Origin of the sequence: Streptacidiphilus jeojiense (assembly GCF_000719095.1) — a bacterium.
GTDB lineage: Bacteria > Actinomycetota > Actinomycetes > Streptomycetales > Streptomycetaceae > Streptacidiphilus > Streptacidiphilus jeojiensis.
In genome coordinates this window covers 241,686-258,868 of sequence record NZ_JOEH01000006.1, presented here as the reverse complement: position 1 = coordinate 258,868, position 17,183 = coordinate 241,686, and the positions used below count along the sequence as shown (strand labels likewise).

Genomic DNA, 17,183 nt, shown 5'->3' with positions numbered 1-17,183 from the left:
CGTTACGAGTGCTCGTCGGGCGGCTGTGGATTCAGCACGGCCGAGTAGGCCTTGTCCTCGGAGCGTTCCCGCAGCCGCCACCCGTCCGGGGTGCGCACCAGGGTGTCCACGTACCAGAGCCCGCAGACCAGCACGGATTCCGAGTCGGTGACGGCCATCGGGTTGTGGCACATGGTGCGGGCCGTGGCGCGGTCACCGTCCAGGGTGACCGCGCAGTTGGCGACCAGGTGCTGGGTGGCCGAGAACAGCGGCAGGGTGAGCGCCAGGAACGAGGTGACCTCGTCCACGGTCCCGCGCGGGCCGCCGAACGCGGTGTAGTCGATGACGGCGTCCTCGGTGAACAGCTCCTTGAACAGGGTCCATTCGCGGGTGTCCACCGCATGGGCGTAACGGACCATCAGATCCTGGATCTCCAACCGGTCGGAGATCTCCTGAAGCGTCAGCATGGGCGCCAGTGTGCGGACGGCGGCCGAAGAAGAGAAGGGGAAGGAGGGGGTCACTGCAGGACGCGGTCCAGGAAGGCGCTGCTGAACACTCCGGACGGGTCGAGCGTCTTCAGCGTCGCCACCGCTGCGGCCCAGCCGTCGCCGGCGGCCTGGCCGGCCGTGTAGGAGTCGGGGATGGGGCCGCTGATCACCGCGGCGTCGGTCCAGGCGCCTGAGGGGGTGTTGGCCCACTCCTTGGACCACTCGGCGTGGACCTGCCCGTAGGCACCCATGTTGCTGCGGACGAATGCCTCCATCTCGCCGGTGAACTGGTGGTCGTAGGGGGTGACCGGGATGGTCGTCATGTCGAACCAGACGGCGGTGTCCCACTCCGGGTGGTCCGGGCGCGGGCGGAGGGTGGAGAGCTGGGCCCCCAGCGCGCCGGTGACCTGGCAGTCGGCCGGGTCGTCCACACCGGTGACCCGGATCTCCAGCGGCCCGTTCATCGGGTACAGGCCCTGGGCCGCGTAGGCGGCCAGCTTGGCCGAGTAGGCGGCGTAGAACTCGCTGACCGCGCGCTGCACATTGGCCCGGCTGGTGACCACGTTCCAGCAGGTCGAGGTGATCCGCAGGGTGGTCGGGCGGACGTAGAGCAGCACGTCGCTGGACCAGCCCCAGATGTCCCAGCTGGCGGTGGAGATCAGCCCGGCGCTGACGCCGGCCATCTGCGCGGCGGTGAAGCTGGGGGTGGCCGCGGCGTCGCCGCCGATGATCTCGGCCAGCAGGTCCGAGATGCTCTTGGGGACGATGTCGTTGAAGGGGAAGTTGTAGGGGCTGCTGACGGCGCGGCTGGTCCACGGCTGGCTGGGGGTCGGGGTGATCACCCGCAGCCAGGGCGAGGTGGTGTTGGGGAACCAGATGCACACCACCCGGCCCGAGCCGTTGACATAGCTCGCCAGCGACTGCGATCCGGCGCTCGCCGGCGGGGCGAACAGGTTGGCGGCGGTGACGTTGAACCAGCTCTGGCAGCGCAGCCGCTGGTCGGCGCCGACGCGCAGGGTGACCTCGGTGACGAAGGCCCGTCCGACGTGCGTGATCAGGGCCTGGATCTGCGGGTCGGTGCGCTGGAAGGTCCGCAGCACATAGGCGGAGGAGCCGGCGTCCCAGACCACCGCGGTGAGGCTGACGACCAGGTTGCCGACCGAACCGTAGGTGTGCCCGGCGAGCTTGGTCTCCCCGGTGGCCGGGACGCCGGTGCCGCGGCCCCCGGTCGCGAGGACCCCGCCGAGGGTGGCGGCGCCGAGGACCGGGAAGCCGGTGAGGCCGTAGCCGGCCGTCTTCAGGGTGCCCAGGAAGGTGTCCATGGTGACGCCGGGCTGCGCGGTCACGCTGGCCGGGGTGGAGCCGCTCGCCGGGTGGACGGTGACCGCGGTGAGGTGCTGGGTGCAGTCCACCAGCAGGGTGTTGGCGGCCGGGGTGGCCGGGTCGACCACCACCGGCGACCAGCTGTAGGCGGCGCCCAGCGGGCGCAGCCGCCAGCCCTGCGCATGGGCCCAGTTGGCGAGGGTCACCACGTCGGCGGGGGTGGCCGGGGCGCAGGTCCACAGCCCGTCGACGGTGACCTCCTCGGACCAGTTCTGGAAGGTCTGCTGGTAGAGGCTGATGCCGGCGGGGAACGACGGCGGCGTCGCCAGTGTGCTGGCCGCGCTGGCGGCCGGGATGCGTCCGAGCGGGGTCCACTGCACCGCGGTCGCGGCCAGTGCGGCCGCCGCCCCGCCGAGCAGCGCCCTGCGGCTCGGACCGGTGGCGTCTCTGCTGCTCAGGTCCATGGCTGGGGCCCTCCGGGTCAGTCGCGCACCGTTCCTGACGATGCGTCAGCTGACAACGTGGAACCTTGACCATGAGAAGTCAAGGCATAGGTGGAGCCCCCTACCCCTGCTCCGCCGCGCCCTCGCCGACGCCGGCGCTGTCGCCCCCGCTGTCGCCGTCGTCCAGGGTGATGCGGATCGCCACCGTCCCCTCCGCTCCGCGGCGGAGCCTGCTGCCGAGCAGGGTCATCCGGCCCACCAGGCCGTACTTGCGCTTCAGCAGCTCGCGGTAGTGCCCGGCGAGCTCCGCGGGGCCGACCTCGGCCTTGGCCGCGACGTCCTCCCCGGTCCGGTTGCCGCGCACGTCGCAGGGGGCCACCAGCACCTCGCCGCGGTTGCGGATCCGCTTCACCTTGCCGGAGTCGGCGACGGTCCACACCCCCAGCGTGTCGCCGTCACGCACCACCCACACCGGGGTGGGCACGGTCCTGCCGTCCTTGCGGTAGGTGGTGACCAGCAGGTACTTGCCGGATCCGAGCCGGTCGAGGAGAACGGAATCAGTCATGCCGCCAGCCTAGGCCGCCGACCGGCTGCGGGGCGCAGAGGAGCGCGGCTCGGAGGTCGGTCTGGTCGGCGAAATCGGAGAGGTCGCGGCCGGTGAGCTGCTCGATGCGGCGGACCCGGTAGTGGACGGTGTTGACGTGGATGTGGAGCCTGCGGGCGGTGCGGGCCCAGGAGGCGTCGTGCTCCAGGAAGACGGCCAGGGTGTCCAGCAGCGAGACGGTGGTGCGGGCGTCCTGGTCGAGGAGGGGCGCCAGCAGCCGGTCGTGGAAGGCCGCGGTCACCTCCGGCGGCAGCCCGGCGAGCAGGCCCGGGAGCGAGTCGAGGGCGTCCGCGTCGGCGAAGGGCGCCGCGCCGGCCAGCGCATGGCGTGCGCGGACCCGGGCGGTCCGCAGGCCGGCCTCCCACGAAACGGCCGGGGCACCCGCGCCGCCCGGCTCCGGGGCGGCGCAGAGCGCCATCCGCAGGGTCTGACGGTCCGGCAGCCTGCTCTGCAGTCGGGCCAGTTGCTCGGGCAGGCCGGCCAGCGGCCCGGTCGTCAGCGCGGTGGCGTCACCGCTGTCGTCGGTGCCGGCGGTGAACGGCACCCCGAGCCAGAGGAGCGCCTCGGCGAGGGCGTCCACGGCCCAGACCGTGGGCGCGTGGTCGATGCGGGCGGTGACCAGGGTCAGCGGGGCGCCGGCGGGCAGGCCGCAGGCGGCCAGCGCCTCCGCGGGGCGGGCCGCGCCGCCACCACTGCTGCCGGTACCACCGCCGCCGTCACCGCCCAGCGTGTCGAACAGGCGGGCGGCAGCCGTGCGGCGGGCGGCGGCTTCGGCGCGGGCCGAGGCCGCGAGCGGGGCGAGCAGCTCGGCCAGGTCGCGCAGCATCGGGCCGCTGCCCCCGGTCAGCTGCCAGCCGTCGAACGGCGAGGCGCCCTCGGCCCCGATCGGCACCGACGCCGCTCCCAGGTCGGCTCCGGCCACCGCCGCGACCACTCGTCCGCTGCCGCTGACCACGGCGCAGGGCGGCAGTCCCACCAGGGCGACGGCCCGGGCCAGCACCTCGGCGAGCGGCGCGCCGGTCTCCAGCAGCGCGGCCAGCTCCCGCCGGACGTCCCCCGGCAGCGCGCCGGGCTGCTCGGCCTCGGCCTGAAGGCCGCCCCACAGCCGCAGGTAGACCCGGTCGGTCACGGCCCGGAAGCTGGTCCCGGAGGGCACTGCCAGCAGCGGTATGCCGTGGGTACGGCAGGCGTCCACCAGCGCCGGCGGGACCTCGCCGTGGATGCCCTCCCCCGCCAGCAGCGCGGCGACGCCGGCGCTGCGCAGCGCCGTGGTGAACCGCAGCTCGGCCCCGGGCCGCGCGTCCGGCCGCCACCAGACCAGGCCGGTGAGCACCAGCTCGCCCGGCCGCAGGTAGCGGGCCGGGTCCTGGAGGTCGGTCGAGGTCACCCCGGTGACCCTGCGTTCCAGCAGTTCGTCGGTGCCCCAGGCCAGGCCCAGGTCCAGGTCCTCCAGCCGCAGCAGGTCTCCCACGATCACGCGTCGCTCCTCGGTGCCGCGCACCGGCTGCCTGGACCGGGGTGTCCATCCGCAGAAGCGAGGGCAGGGCGCGCCCCAGCATCGTAGATGCGAGCCGGATCGGTGAGAATCCCTCTTGGTCGATCCACCAGTAACGCTGGTCGGCGCTGGTGCGCTCCGACAGTCGTCGGTTGTAACAAGCCGCTGGTTCAATCGGCTGGGTCGGGACCGGGAAGCCGGGACCGGGAGACGGGAGAGGACCGAGCGCCGGATGGATCTGCACACCGTGACCGAGTCCGGGCCGGTGCACTGGGCCGAGCCCTGGCGGCCCGGTGACGCCTGGCTGGGCGGGGGCACCTACCTGTTCTCCGAACCCCAGCCCTGGCTGCGCCGGCTGCGGGACCTCTCCACGGCCGGCTGGCCGCCGCTGACCGAGCGCCCGGAGGGCCTGGAGATCGCCGCGACCTGTACGGTCGCACAACTGTCGCGACTGGTGCTCCCGGACCGCTGGGCGCACAACCAGCGGCTGGTCGAGCAGTGCTGCCGGTCCTTCCTGGCCTCGTTCAAGATCTGGAACATGGCCACGGTCGGCGGCAACCTGGCCAACGCCCTCCCGGCCGGCCCGATGATCTCGCTGACCGCCGCCCTGGACGGGGTCTGCACGCTGCGGGCCATGGACGGCTCCGAGCGCCGGGTGAGGGTCACCGAGTTCGTCACCGGCGACAACCGCAACGTCCTCGGCGAGGGCGAGCTGCTCCGCGCCGTCACCCTGCCGGACGCCGCGCTGCGGCAGCGCACCGCCTTCCGCCGGGCCTCGCTGCACGAGCACGGCCGCTCGGCCGCCCTGCTGATCGGCCGCACCGACCCGGCCGACGGCTCGCTGACGCTGACGATCACCGCGTCGACGGTGCGTCCGGTCCGGCTGTGGTTCCCGCTGCACCCCGGTGCGGCGCAGCTGCGCGCCGCCGTGGAGGCGGCCGTGCCGCGCGGGGAGTGGTTCGACGACATCCACGGGCTCCCGGAGTGGCGGCGCCACATGACGCTGCGACTGGCCGAGGAGATCCGCTGGGAGCTGCGGGAACCGGGCGAACTGCGGGAACCGGGCGAGCTGCGCGACGCGGCGGAGGAGAGGGGCGAGGCATGCGGCTGACGGTCAACGGCGAGGAGTCCGAGCTGCCGGTGCGTCCGGGCCAGTGCCTGCGCACCCATCTGCGCGAGCGCGGCTGGTTCGGGGTGAAGAAGGGCTGCGACGCCGGCGACTGCGGCGCCTGCACCGTGCACGTCGACGGCGAGCCGGTGCACAGCTGCCTCTACCCGGCCTTCCGGGCCGAGGGCCGGTCCGTCACCACCGTCGAGGGGCTGGCCAGGCCGGGCGGCGAGCTGCATCCGGTGCAGCAGCGGTTCCTGGACGCCCAGGGGTTCCAGTGCGGCTTCTGCACGGCCGGCTACCTGATGACCACCGCCGCACTGGACCACGAGCTGAGCGCCGACCTGCCGCGGGCCTTCAAGGGCAACCTGTGCCGCTGCACCGGCTACCGGGCCATCGAGGACGCCGTCCGCGGCCGTTGCAACACCGAGGAGCCGGAGGCCGGCCGGGCTGTCGGCCGCGGGCTGGCCGCGCCGGCCGGACCGCAGGTGGTCACCGGCACCGCCCGCTACACCTTCGACCTGACGGTGGAGGGCCTGCTGCACCTCAAGCTGCTGCGGTCACCGCATCCGCACGCCAGGATCCGCTCCATCGACACCTCGGCCGCGCTGCGCGTCCCCGGCGTGGTCGCGGTGCTCACCCACCAGGACGCCCCGGACCGGCTGTTCTCCACCGCGAGGCACGAGCACCCGGACGAGGACCCCTACGACACCCGGGTCCTGGACGACACCGTCCGCTTCGTGGGCCAGCGGGTCGCCGCCGTCGTGGCCGAGAGCGAGGGCGCCGCCGAGGAGGGCTGCCGGCGGATCGAGGTCGAGTACGAGCTGCTGCCCTTCGTGGTGGACCCCGAGCTCGCGATGGCGCCGGACGCGCCGGTGATCCACCCGGTCTCCGGCAGCACGGTGAACGCCGTCGGCGAGGTGCACGGCGAGGTCGGCGACGTCGCGGCCGGGTTCGCGCAGGCGGCCGTGGTGTACGAGGAGGAGTTCCGCACCCAGCGGGTGCAGCACGCCAGCCTGGAGACGCACGGCGCGGTGGCCTGGTTCGAGGAGGACGGCCGGCTGGTGGTCCGTTCCAGCACGCAGACCCCGTTCCTGACCCGGCGCGCCCTGTGCACCCTGTTCGACCTGCCCGAGGACCGGCTTCGGGTGCTGGCGGGACGGGTCGGCGGCGGCTTCGGCGGCAAGCAGGAGATGCTGGTCGAGGACATCGTGGTGCTGGCCGCGCTGCGGACCGGACGGCCGGTCAAGCTGGAGTACACCCGCGCCGAGCAGTTCACCTCGGCGACCACCCGGCACCCCTTCACCGTCAAGGTCAAGGCCGGAGCCTCCGCGGACGGCGAGTTGACCGCCCTTCAGCTGCGGGTGGTCTCCAACACCGGCGCCTACGGCAACCACGGCCCCGCCGTGCTGTTCCACGGCTGCGGCGAGTCGCTGTCGGTCTACCGCTGCCCCAACAAGAAGGCCGACGGCTTCGCCGTCTACACCAACACCGTTCCGGCCGGGGCCTTCCGCGGCTACGGGCTGGGGCAGGTGGTGTTCGCCATGGAGCAGGTGATGGACGAGCTGGCCCGACGGCTGGGCATCGACCCGCTGGAGTTCCGGGCCCGCAACGTCATCGGTCCCGGCGAGCCGATGATCACCGCGGGCGGCGAGGAGGAGGACCTGCACATCGCCTCCTACGGCCTGGACCAGTGCCTGGACATCGTCCGCGCGGCGGCGGCCGAACAACCGGCGCACCCGGAACCGGAACTGCCGGACGGCTGGCTGGTGGGCGAGGGATCGGCGCTGGCGATGATCGCCACCGGTCCGCCCGGCGGCCACTTCGCCGACGCCACCCTGAGCCTGCTCTCCGACGGCCGCTACGACCTGGCCGTGGGCACCGCCGAGTTCGGCAACGGCACCACCACCGTGCACAAGCAGATCGCCTCCGGCGCGCTGGGCACCACCGCCGACCGGATCACCGTCCGGCAGTCCGACACCGACGTGGTGCGCCACGACACCGGCGCCTTCGGCTCCACCGGCACCGTGGTGGCCGGAAAGGCCGTGCTGCAGGCGGGCAACGCGCTCGCCGAGGCGCTGCTGGCCTTCGCCGCCGAGCACACCGGCACGCCGCCGGAGGAGTGCCGGCTGGAGACGGACTCGGTCCGCTGCGGCAGCGGCCGCCGGCTCGCCCTCAAGGACCTGCACACCGCCATGGTCGCGGCCGGGCGGGAGACCTCGGCGGCCGGCCACTGGGGCGGCAGTCCGCGCTCGGTGGCCTTCAACGCCCAGTGGTTCCGGATCGCCGTCCACCCGGACACCGGGGAGCTGCGGATCCTGCGCAGCGTCCACGCCGCCGACGCCGGCAAGGTGATGAACCCGATGCAGTGCCGGGGCCAGGTCGAGGGCGGCATCGCCCAGGCGCTGGGCGCCACGCTCTGGGAGGAGGTGCGGATCGACGAGCGCGGCGCGGTGGAGACCGCCGCCTTCCGCCGCTACCACCTGCCCGCCTTCGCCGACGTCCCGCGCACCGAGGTGCACTTCATGGAGACCTCGGACGCCATCGGCCCGCTGGGCGCCAAGTCGATGAGCGAGAGCCCGTTCAATCCGGTCGCCCCGGCACTGGCCAACGCCCTGCGGGACGCCACCGGGCTCCGCTTCACCCGGCTGCCGCTGACCCGGGACCGGATCTGGCAGCAGCTCGCCGAGGCCGCGGAGGCCGGTGCCACGGCCAACACGGAAGCCCGCGGGGACGATCCGCAACTGCCAACCGTACAGGGGTGACCGGGCCGCAGATCCGAGGCCGTCGGGGCGGTTTCCCGGCAGATGCGGGTAAGCCCGTTCCCGACGGGGCATCACGCCGGTGGAGGTGCAGCCGTGGAGCACTCGTCGCGCACACAGCGGACGGCCGTCCTGGAACTGACCGGTGCGTTCGCCCGGCCGTCGCTCATCGACGTCGCCGAACTGGCCCGCCGGCCGCTGCACCAGGCCGAGGTGACCTTCGCCTGCGCCACCAGCGGCATCCAGCGGCACCGCTTCCAGGGCCCGCTGCTGCACGACGTGGTGCTGGCCGCCGCCCCCGGCTTCGAGCTGCGACGACGCAAGGACCGGGCCGGCTTCCTGCTGTCGGTGACCGGGGCCGACGGCCACCACGCCGTGCTGTCCTGGGGCGAGATCGACCCCGACTTCGCCCACCAGCCGGTGCTGCTGGCCACCCGCGCCGACGGGCAGCCGCTGGACGCCTGCGGGCCGCAGCTGGTGGTGCCGCAGGACCGCTGCGGCGGACGCTACGTCAGCGGCGTGACCCGGATCCACCTCACCGCGCTGGACCTCACCGCACCGGCCCTCACTGCTCCGGCCCTCACTGCTCAGCCCGTCGCGGAGGGGCACTCCAGCGGTGTGCAGTAGGGCAGCGAGTCGATCGGACAGTCCGTCAGGAAGTGTGCCAGCAGGTCGGTGAACTCCTCGCTGCGCTCCATGTGCACCAGGTGGTCGGCGTCCTTGACGGTGGTGAACACCGCGCCGGGGAGCACCGCGGCGACGCCGCGCCCCATCTCCGGCGGCGTCAGCGAGTCGTGCTCGCCGGTGAAGACCAGGGTCGGCACCGCCGGGACCGGCTCGGGGCGGTACCACTCGTGGCGCATCAGCCGGCGGTTGTGGTCCGCCACCGCCATCTCGAACTGGCGCGGCGTCTGCTCCACGAACTGACGGTGGATCAGCCGCCCGATCGCGGCGTGCCTGCGGATGGTGCCGCTGCCGGTGGGAGCCATGAAGCGGGCCACCAGCTCCCCGGCCATCTCCTCGTAGCGGCCCTCGTCCAGCATGCCCAGCCAGCGGGTGGCCGCCTGCTCGTACTCCGACGGGACCGTGGTCGTCATCCCCACCAGCACCATCCGTTCCACCAGCTCCGGGTAGTGCTGGGCGAAGCGCAGCGCGATGGAGCCGCCGAAGCAGCCGCCGAACAGGTTCACCTCGCCCAGGTCCAGGGCGTCGACCAGGTGCCGGGTGGCGGCGGCCAGGAAGTCGGTGCCGTAGCGGGGCGGCAGCTGGTCGGCGTCGCCGTAGCCGGGGAGGTCGACGGTCACCACGTCGCACAGCGGCAGCAGCGCGGCCTGGTGCCGGATCCAGGAGAAGCGGTCCTGGGAGGAGCCGCCGAGCAGCAGCAGCGGCGCGGTGACGCTCTCCCCCTGGCGGACGACCCTGGCGACGTAGCGGAACCCGTCGAAGGTCAGGGTGTGCTCGGACACCACCACCGGGGGCGCTTCCAGCTCGACCTGCGGCGGCAGGGCGGTGTCGATGGACATGTCGAGGAGCTCCCCGTGGTTCGTGGACGTCGAATCCGAAGATCTATCACCGCGGAACGCGTCCTCCCCGGCAATGTCACTCAAACGTGGTCGCGCCCCGGATCCGACCTCGAACTCCCCTGCGGGAGCCGCGCGGCAGCCGTGTGACCGGCGGCCACGGACCGTCGCTGCTGGCGGCCCGGGCCGCCGGTCAGGCAGGATGGCCGGATGTCGGATGATGAGATGACACCGCGCCGGATCGCAGACCAGCACGTCGAGAAGGTGGTCGCCCTGGACCCGGGCGTAGCCGCCTGGCTCGGCCTCAACCCGGGCGACGACCGGCAGGCGGACCTCTCCCCCGAAGGGTTCGAGGCCGAGGCCGAAGCGGCGAGGACGACGCTCGCCGCCCTCGACGCCATTCCGGCCGGTAGCACCGAGGACCCCGCCGAGCAGGCCTGCGCCCGGCTGCTGCGGGAGCGGCTCACCGCCGAGCTCCAACTGCACGACGCCGGTGACCACCTGCGCAGCCTGCGCAACATCAACTCGCCGCTGCACGGGGTCCGGAACATCTTCACGGTGATGCCCACCGACACCGACGAGAACTGGGCGACCGTGGCCGGACGGCTGCGCCACGTCCCCGGCGCCCTGGCCGGCTACCGGGCCAGCCTCACCGAGGGGATCGCCCGCGGACTGCTCGCCGCGCCCCGGCAGGCCGAGGTGGTGATCGGCCAGCTCGCCGCCTGGAGCGGCCAGGACACCGGCGGCGCGGGCTGGTTCGCCGACTTCGTCGCCCCCGCCCCGGAGCGGCTGCGCCCCGAACTGGACGCGGCCGCGCGGGAGGCCGCCGGCGCGGCGGCCGGGCTCGGCGACTGGCTCCGGGACGACTACCTGCCCGCCGCCCAGGGCACCCCGGACGCCGTCGGCCGCGAGCGCTACCTGCGCTCGGCCCGCTGGTCCACCGGCGCCGACCTCGACCTGGACGAGGCCTACTCGTGGGCCTGGAGCGAGTTCCACACCACCCTCGCCGCGATGCGCACCGAGGCCGAACGGATCCTGCCCGGAGCCGGCGTGCTGGAGGCCATGGCCCACCTGAACGAGCACGGTCCGGCGATCAAGGGCCAGGAGGAGGTCCGGGCCTGGCTGCAGCAGCTCATGGACGACGCCGTCGAGGCACTGGACGGCGTCCACTTCGACATCACCGGACCGCTGCGCCGGGTGGAGTCCTGCCTGGCCCCGGCCGGCAGCGCGGCCGCGCCCTACTACTCCGGCCCCAGCCTGGACTTCAGCCGCCCGGGCCGGACCTATCTGCCGACCCTGGGCCGGGAGTCCTTCCCGACCTGGCAGATCGTCAGCACCTGGTACCACGAGGGAGTTCCGGGCCACCACCTGCAGCTGGCCTCCTGGACCGCGGCGGCCGACCGGCTCAGCCGCTACCAGGTCACCCTCGGCAAGGTCAGCGCCAACGTCGAGGGCTGGGCCCTGTACGCCGAGCGGCTGATGGACGACCTGGGCTTCCTCACCGACGCCGGGCTGCGGCTCGGCTACCTCGACAAGCAGATGCTGCGCATCATCCGGGTGATCATCGACATCGGCATGCACCTGCAGCTGGCCGTCCCGGCCGACTCGGGCTTCCACCCGGGCGAGCGCTGGACCCCGGAGCTGGCCACCGCCTTCATGGCCGCCCACCACGGCAGCCCGGCAGCCCGCCGCGACAGCGAGATCGTCCGCTACCTCGGGCTGCCGGGCCAGGCCATCGGCTACAAGCTGGGCGAGCGCGCCTGGCTCCGGGGCCGCGAGGCGGCCAGGTCGCGCGCGGGGGCGGCCTTCGACCTCAAGGCGTGGCACATGAAGGCGCTGGTCCAGGGCTCGTTCGGGCTCGACGACCTGGCCGACAACCTCGCCGGCCTCTGAACGCACCGCGGTCAGCCGTTCAGCCCCGTCGTTCAGGCGCGGTGGACCGCGTCAAGTCGGGCCAGCTCCTCATCGGAGAGCTTCAGCGCGCCGGCGGCCACATTGGCCTCCAGGTGGGCCGGGTTGCCGGTGCCGGGGATGGCCAGCACGTGCGGGCCCAGGTGCAGCGACCAGGCCAGCCGGATCTCGGCGGCGGACACCCCGTGGGCCGCGGCCACCGCGAGGACCTCGGCGTCCTGGGCCGCACCGGCCGCACCCCGCTCCCCGGCGTGGCCGGCGATGGCGTAGAACGGGACGAAGGCGATGCCCTGCTCGCCGCAGGAGCGCAGGAAGGCGTCGCTCTCCGGGCTCGCCGCGCCCAGGCCGTACTTGTTCTGCACGCAGACCACCGGTGCGATGGCCTGGGCCTCGGCCAGGTGCTCGGGGCCGACGTTGGACAGCCCGAGGTGGCGGATCAGCCCCGCCTCGCGCAGCTCGGCCAGCGCACCGAAGTGCTCGGCGATCGAACCCGGCCGCTGGCGGCGGTAGTTGACCACGTCGAGGTGGTCCCGACCGAGCTGGCGCAGGTTCTCCTCCACCTGTCCGCGCAGTTGGTCCGGGGTGGCCGCGTCCGTCCATTCGCCGTGCTGGTCCCGGCCGGGACCGACCTTGGTGGTGATCACCAGGTCGTCCGGATAGGGCGCCAGCGCGCTGTTGACCAGTTCGTTGGCGGAGCGCAGCCGGGAGAAGTAGAAGGACGCGGTGTCCAGGTGGTTCACCCCGAGCTCGACCGCCCGGCGCAGCACGGACAGCGCCCGACCGCGGTCGCTGGGGACCGCCCGGGGGTCGAGGGCCGCACCGTCCTGGGTGAGCCGCATCGTGCCGAAGCCGATCCGGTTGACCGTCAGATCGCCCAGCTTCCAGGTGCCGGAGTCCTTCGCAGTGATCGTCTCTGAGTTCATCGTCGCAGTCTCTCATCCGGCTGCGGCCCTGCGGCCGGGGACTCAGAGCGAGCGTTCGAAGCAGAGCGAGCGCTTCGCGCCGACGTATCCGCCGAAGTTGGGGATCCGCCGGTATCCGGCACGGGTGTAGAAGCGGATGGCGTCGGGCTGGGCGTCGCCGGTCTCCAGCCGGAGGGTGGTCCACCCCTGCTCGCGGGCCCAGTCCTCCAGCGTGCGGAGGATGTCCGCCGCGACTCCCGAACCACGCCGGCCGGGGTCGACGTACATCCGCTTGATCTCCCCGACCCCGGGCCCGAGCCGGCGCAGGCCGCCGCACCCGACCGCCGTTCCGTCGTCCTCCCGGGCCACGAAGAACACCTCGATGTCCGCGGCCGACGGCGGCGTCCCCGGCTCGCTGTCCGGGGTCCCGTACCGCTCGGCCACCTCGGCCCGCTGCCGCCGCCGCAGCTCGGTGGCGTCTGGGTCCGACCAGGGAGTCTCTTCGATCTTCATAGCGCCGATTGTGGCAAACGTCCGCTCCCCTCAACCACGCCCGCTGACCCGGCGCGCGACATGCAGCAGGTACTCCTCGCGGTTCAGCGGGTTGCGGGCCGACCTGGGTCTGACCGGGACCGGCCCCTGGACCGGCCGGTAGTGGTCGAAGGCGGACTCCAGCACTCCCTCGCCGCTGGTGAGCGACGGCAGTGTCTGCTCCAGCCCGTGCACCGACGCGGCCGGGATCTCGCCCTCGACCAGGTACGACGTACCTCGCGGCGACGAAGACCGCGGTACCGCGCCCACCCGCGCCAGTGCCGGAAGCAGCAGCCCGAACGCGTCCGCAGGAATGTCGAGGTGGAAGCGGTGCATCGGCTCGTACACCTGGGTGCCGGCCTGCTGCAGGGCGCTCATCAGCACCATCGGTGTCAGGTTGCGGAAGTCTCCCGCGGTGCTGGACATGCTCTTGTCGAAGACGGCGTGGGCGTGGCTCTGTCGGGCCCAGTAGCCGGAGCGCGTGAGGGTGACCGTGCAGTCGGTGACCTGCCACCCGTTGAGCCCCTGCCGCAGCGTCTCCGCCACTGTCTCCTCGACCGCCCTGATGAAGGTGAAGGGCATCGAGCCGAGTTCTACGCCGAGCCGGAACTCCGCGCCCGCGCCGATCGGGGCCGGCTCGATGCGCAGCCCGACGGTCGCGAGAAAGGGATTCGATCCGACCCGGATGACCTCGACGGCCGTACCGGTGCCGACAGGTCGCTCGATATGAATGGTCGTCGTCTCGCGGAAGGCGACGTCGATGCCGTAGTCGTCAGCGAGGGTCGCCTGGATGACCTCCTTCTGCACCTCGCCGTAGAGGGAGACCGATGTCTCCTGGCGGAGGTCGTCCTGCCGCAGGTTGATCAGCGGGTCCTGCTCGGCGAGTTGGGAGAGCGCGACATGCAGTGCTCCCCGGTCGGCCCGGCGGCAGGGAGCGACGACCGTCTCCAGGGTGGGCGGAGCGAAGTGGTGGCGGCCGCCGGACGCCGTCGGGTGAGGTCTGCCGACGGCATCGCCGACCCGGATGTCACCGAGTCCCCAGATCCTGGCGATCCGCCCGGCGCAGACCGAGTCGCACGGGAGGTCCGAGCCACGCTCGAAGACGCTGATCGCAGTGACCTTGCCCTCTTCGGCCTCACCGAAAGGCAGTCGCTCGCGGACGTGCACCGTACCCGAGAACATGCGGACGAATGCGATCTTCTCCCCGGCCGGGCCGCGCTCCACCTTGAAGACGGTCCCCGAGGCCGGACCGTCGGCTGCGCCATCGACAGCGGGCAGTAGCTCGGTGATGCCCGAGATCAGCTCGTCCACGCCCGCCCCCGTGATCGCCGAGCCGAGGAACACCGGATGCACCACCGCCCGTCGGCTCAGCGCCGCGAGCTCGCTGCGGAGCCGCTGGTACGAGAGCGTCGACGCATCGTCCAGGTACGCGGCAAGCACGGTGTCGTCGTGGTCGGCCAGGAGGTCGAGCAACCCGGCCGTGAAGCCGGTGTCGGCAGCGCTGTACGGCACGGTGCGCGCGCCACGGGTGCCCAGCCCGTCGGCCGAGGCCATGGGGATGCTCGCCCGGGAGAGTTTCTCGGCGATGCCCCCCAGCACGCTTTCGGTGTCGGCGCCACCGCGGTCGATCTTGTTCACGAAGAGCAGCGTGGGGATGCGCAGCCGTTGCAGGGTCCGCATCAGCACGCGGGTCTGCGCCTGCACGCCCTCCACCGCCGAGACGACCAGCACTGCGCCGTCGAGCACGCTCAACACCCGCTCCACCTCGGCGATGAAGTCCGGGTGGCCGGGTGTGTCGATCAGGTTGACCGTGACGTCGTCCACGACGAAGGAGGCGACGGCGGATTTGATGGTGATGCCGCGCTGTCGCTCCAGCGCCATGGAATCGGTTCGGGTGCTGCCCGCGTCGACGCTTCCGATCTCGTCGATGACGCCGGTCGCATGGAGCAGCCGCTCGGTCAGGCTCGTCTTACCGGCGTCAACATGCGCCAGGATTCCCAGGTTCAGCGTTCGCACGAAGTGTCATGTCCTTGAGGTGGATGGCAGTTCCTTCCGGGATGGACATGAACGATCCGCACATGATCGGGACTCCTCGATTGATCCGTTGTCGTCGGACAGTGCAGCAAACAGCCCCTTCGCGGGCAACCGATTTTCGTTGTACCGCACCGCACCACTGTTGGTTCCCCGGCGGAATTGGCTAGGTTGGCGCCGGATGCGATCCGACGTGCGGCAGGGGGCGGCAGTAGTGGGCCAGCAGAAGACGTTCCGGGCCATCGAGGTGGGCGACGGTGGCGACGGTCGGTGGGCGGCGCATGTGCAGCCGCAGTGGCCGCTCGCCGAAGGCTGGTTGACCGACGAGGGGCGGACCGCGGAGGGCGCGGTGCGGGCCCGGGCGATGTTCGAGACGCACATGCCGGAGCTGGTCCCGGTGCTCGACCGGCTCGTCGGCCAGCTGGACCGCCCGCACGGCGAGGCGTTCCTCACCCTCACCGCGCTGCGGCCGTTCTTCGCGGGCTGCACCCAGATCGGCGGCAGCGGCCGGCTGCTGCGCAACTACGACTTCAAGCCGGACGACTGCGAGGGGACCATCGTCTCCTCGCACTTCCTGCGCCCGGTGATCGGCATGCAGGATGCCGGCTGGGGTCTGCTGGACGGGATGAACGACGCCGGGCTCGCGGTCTCGCTGACCTTCGGCGGCCGGTTCGTCCACGGTCCGGGCTTCGCCATCCTGCTGGTGCTCCGCTATCTGCTGGAGACCTGCGACACCGTCGACCAGGCCCTCGCGAAACTGGCGACCGTCCCGGTCTCGCTCGCCCAGAACGTCACCCTGGTCGATCCGGAGCGGGCGGTGACGGTCTACGTCGGCCCCGACCTCCCGATGACCCCGGCGCCGGACTCCTGCGCCACCAACCACCAGCACCTGCCGGTGCCCGACGAGCAGGAGAAGGTCACCCGTACCCAGGAGCGGCTGTCCGCCGTCCGCGCCTCGGGGGCCGAGGTGGCCGCGATGCTGAGGCCGCCGCTCTACCAGGTCGACTACGACCAGGGCCTGGGCACGGTCTACACGGCGGACTACCGGCCCTCCGAGGGCCGGGTCGACTACCACTGGCCCGAGGAGAGCTGGGGGCAGTCCTTCGCCGCGTTCACCCCCGGGTCGCGCACCGTGCTGCTCGGCGCCCCGGGTCCGGCGGTGTGACCCCGCGTCACCAGTTGTTCGTTACGCCGTCAGCTTGACGGGTTGTCCGGGCACGGTGGGTCGGGGAAGCGTTCAGCCATGACTTCTTCCTTCTCCGTGGCGCACCTCAGCGACCCGCACATCACCACAGGACCGCTCGGCGCCGGCCCGGCGGCCGGGCTGCAGCTGGCGCTCGCCCGGGTGCTGGCGCTGGATCCGCAACCGGTGGCAGTGGTGATCAGCGGGGACCTGGTGGACCAGGGCCGTCCCGAGGAGTACCAGGAGCTGCGGCGGATCATCGGGCGGTTCCCGCTGCCGCTGCACCTGGTCGCGGGCAACCACGACAGCCCGGACGCCATGCTGGCCGCCTTCGCCGGCAGCGGCCTGCTCGACAGCGGTGAGCAGGGCGTCCACTACGTCGTGGAGCACGAAGCGGCCACCGTCGTCGTGCTGGACTCCAATCTGCCCGGGAAGCCCGGCGGCCTGCTCGGCGCGGAGCAGCTCGGCTGGCTGGACGCGGTGCTCGGCAAGCGCCCCGACGTGCCGGCCTTCGTCGCGGTGCACCATCCGCCGGTGCCGGTCGGCATCCCCTTCCTGGACGGGATGCGGCTGGAGGACGGCGAGGCGCTGGCCGAGGTGGTGGCCGCGCACCCCCGGGTGGTCCGGGTCCTGGCCGGGCATGTGCACCGGCCGATCACCTGCGCCTTCGGCGGCAGCACGCTGGCGGTCGCGCCGAGCACCTACCGCCAGAGCTCGCTGTCGATGCGCGACGGCTCCCCCATGGGCTACCTGGACGAGCCGACCGGCTTCCTGCTGCACCTGCTCACCGCGGACGGCGGCTGCGCCACCCACACCGTCCAGGTCAGCCATGCGGCCGGGCTGCTCGGAGGGTTCTGACCGGAGCGTTCTGATTGTCAGGTCAAACTTGTAAGTCTGGACTGA

At 72.7% G+C, this 17,183-nt stretch carries 14 protein-coding genes; 6 read left to right on the top strand and 8 right to left on the bottom strand.

Annotation, left to right across the window (positions count from 1 at the left end; translation table 11 throughout):
- Window positions 1–2 precede the first annotated feature (2 nt).
- The 4 genes from IF29_RS0109625 to IF29_RS0109610 all read right to left on the bottom strand — a co-directional run bounded on the left by IF29_RS0109625 (window position 3) and on the right by IF29_RS0109610 (window position 4,314).
- A complete protein-coding gene (locus IF29_RS0109625; RefSeq protein ID WP_037594777.1) occupies window positions 3–446 on the bottom strand; it encodes a nuclear transport factor 2 family protein in 444 nt (147 codons plus the stop codon).
- A 50-nt stretch (window positions 447–496) separates the two neighbouring features.
- A complete protein-coding gene (locus tag IF29_RS0109620) occupies window positions 497–2,254 on the bottom strand; it encodes a cholesterol oxidase substrate-binding domain-containing protein (RefSeq protein WP_030252342.1) in 1,758 nt (585 codons plus the stop codon).
- Between the two features lie 100 nt (window positions 2,255–2,354).
- Entirely contained in the window at window positions 2,355–2,798 is a 444-nt protein-coding gene (locus IF29_RS0109615; protein ID WP_051725105.1) for a PPOX class F420-dependent oxidoreductase, read from the bottom strand.
- Window positions 2,791–4,314, bottom strand: a complete 1,524-nt coding sequence (locus IF29_RS0109610) for a PucR family transcriptional regulator (protein ID WP_051725104.1) — start codon at window positions 4,312–4,314, stop codon at window positions 2,791–2,793. The genes IF29_RS0109615 and IF29_RS0109610 overlap by 8 nt, the downstream gene beginning before the upstream one ends.
- Before the next feature lie 250 nt (window positions 4,315–4,564).
- Here IF29_RS0109610 and IF29_RS0109605 point away from each other — a divergent pair, with 250 nt between their 5' ends.
- From IF29_RS0109605 to IF29_RS0109595, 3 genes are all read left to right on the top strand, one after another.
- Window positions 4,565–5,443 (top strand): FAD binding domain-containing protein, encoded by an 879-nt coding sequence (locus IF29_RS0109605; protein ID WP_051725103.1) that lies wholly within the window; start codon window positions 4,565–4,567, stop codon window positions 5,441–5,443.
- Window positions 5,434–8,205: a molybdopterin-dependent oxidoreductase gene (locus IF29_RS0109600; protein WP_030252334.1), complete on the top strand. Its 2,772-nt coding sequence runs from the start codon at window positions 5,434–5,436 to the stop codon at window positions 8,203–8,205. Before IF29_RS0109605 ends, IF29_RS0109600 begins: the two co-directional genes overlap by 10 nt.
- A 93-nt stretch (window positions 8,206–8,298) precedes the next feature.
- Window positions 8,299–8,829 (top strand): molybdopterin-binding protein, encoded by a 531-nt coding sequence (locus IF29_RS0109595; RefSeq protein WP_063757462.1) that lies wholly within the window; start codon window positions 8,299–8,301, stop codon window positions 8,827–8,829.
- Here the strand turns inward: IF29_RS0109595 and IF29_RS0109590 are convergent.
- Window positions 8,790–9,725, bottom strand: a complete 936-nt coding sequence (locus tag IF29_RS0109590; RefSeq protein ID WP_051725102.1) for an alpha/beta fold hydrolase — start codon at window positions 9,723–9,725, stop codon at window positions 8,790–8,792. The genes IF29_RS0109595 and IF29_RS0109590 overlap by 40 nt on opposite strands.
- Before the next feature lie 207 nt (window positions 9,726–9,932).
- On the opposite strand from IF29_RS0109590, the gene IF29_RS0109585 reads away from it, so the two are divergent.
- Window positions 9,933–11,615 carry a DUF885 domain-containing protein gene (locus IF29_RS0109585; protein ID WP_030252327.1) on the top strand — a complete coding sequence of 561 codons (1,683 nt, stop codon included), beginning with the start codon at window positions 9,933–9,935 and terminating at the stop codon, window positions 11,613–11,615.
- A 32-nt stretch (window positions 11,616–11,647) separates the two neighbouring features.
- On the opposite strand, the gene IF29_RS0109580 is transcribed toward IF29_RS0109585, so the two are convergent.
- From IF29_RS0109580 to IF29_RS0109570, 3 genes are read right to left on the bottom strand one after another with little or no spacing between them, the layout of a single operon-like run.
- Window positions 11,648–12,556, bottom strand: coding sequence for an aldo/keto reductase (locus tag IF29_RS0109580; RefSeq protein ID WP_030252325.1), 909 nt, complete (start codon window positions 12,554–12,556; stop codon window positions 11,648–11,650).
- Between the two features lie 42 nt (window positions 12,557–12,598).
- Window positions 12,599–13,048 (bottom strand): GNAT family N-acetyltransferase, encoded by a 450-nt coding sequence (locus tag IF29_RS0109575; RefSeq protein ID WP_030252323.1) that lies wholly within the window; start codon window positions 13,046–13,048, stop codon window positions 12,599–12,601.
- Between the two features lie 30 nt (window positions 13,049–13,078).
- A complete protein-coding gene (locus IF29_RS0109570) occupies window positions 13,079–15,082 on the bottom strand; it encodes an elongation factor G (protein ID WP_030252322.1) in 2,004 nt (667 codons plus the stop codon).
- 196 nt (window positions 15,083–15,278) lie between these two features.
- Between IF29_RS0109570 and IF29_RS0109565 the strand changes: the two genes are divergently transcribed.
- Both IF29_RS0109565 and IF29_RS0109560 read left to right on the top strand, forming a co-directional pair.
- Window positions 15,279–16,262, top strand: coding sequence for a C45 family autoproteolytic acyltransferase/hydrolase (locus tag IF29_RS0109565; protein ID WP_051725101.1), 984 nt, complete (start codon window positions 15,279–15,281; stop codon window positions 16,260–16,262).
- A gap of 78 nt (window positions 16,263–16,340) precedes the next feature.
- The gene (locus IF29_RS0109560; RefSeq protein WP_030252319.1) at window positions 16,341–17,138 is read left to right on the top strand and encodes a phosphodiesterase; all 798 of its coding nucleotides are present in this window, start codon (window positions 16,341–16,343) and stop codon (window positions 17,136–17,138) included.
- Window positions 17,139–17,183 lie beyond the last annotated feature (45 nt).

What these genes read in the sequence shown, in the direction of transcription:
- IF29_RS0109605 (WP_051725103.1), top strand. Translation starts at nt 4,565, where the DNA reads ATGGATCTGCACACCGTGACCGAGTCCGGGCCGGTGCACTGGGCCGAG.
- IF29_RS0109590 (WP_051725102.1), bottom strand. Translation starts at nt 9,725, where the DNA reads ATGTCCATCGACACCGCCCTGCCGCCGCAGGTCGAGCTGGAAGCGCCC.
- IF29_RS0109600 (WP_030252334.1), top strand. Translation starts at nt 5,434, where the DNA reads ATGCGGCTGACGGTCAACGGCGAGGAGTCCGAGCTGCCGGTGCGTCCG.
- IF29_RS0109580 (WP_030252325.1), bottom strand. Translation starts at nt 12,556, where the DNA reads ATGAACTCAGAGACGATCACTGCGAAGGACTCCGGCACCTGGAAGCTG.
- IF29_RS0109585 (WP_030252327.1), top strand. Translation starts at nt 9,933, where the DNA reads ATGTCGGATGATGAGATGACACCGCGCCGGATCGCAGACCAGCACGTC.
- IF29_RS0109565 (WP_051725101.1), top strand. Translation starts at nt 15,279, where the DNA reads ATGCGATCCGACGTGCGGCAGGGGGCGGCAGTAGTGGGCCAGCAGAAG.
- IF29_RS0109560 (WP_030252319.1), top strand. Translation starts at nt 16,341, where the DNA reads ATGACTTCTTCCTTCTCCGTGGCGCACCTCAGCGACCCGCACATCACC.
- IF29_RS0109620 (WP_030252342.1), bottom strand. Translation starts at nt 2,254, where the DNA reads ATGGACCTGAGCAGCAGAGACGCCACCGGTCCGAGCCGCAGGGCGCTG.
- IF29_RS0109575 (WP_030252323.1), bottom strand. Translation starts at nt 13,048, where the DNA reads ATGAAGATCGAAGAGACTCCCTGGTCGGACCCAGACGCCACCGAGCTG.
- IF29_RS0109615 (WP_051725105.1), bottom strand. Translation starts at nt 2,798, where the DNA reads ATGACTGATTCCGTTCTCCTCGACCGGCTCGGATCCGGCAAGTACCTG.
- IF29_RS0109625 (WP_037594777.1), bottom strand. Translation starts at nt 446, where the DNA reads ATGCTGACGCTTCAGGAGATCTCCGACCGGTTGGAGATCCAGGATCTG.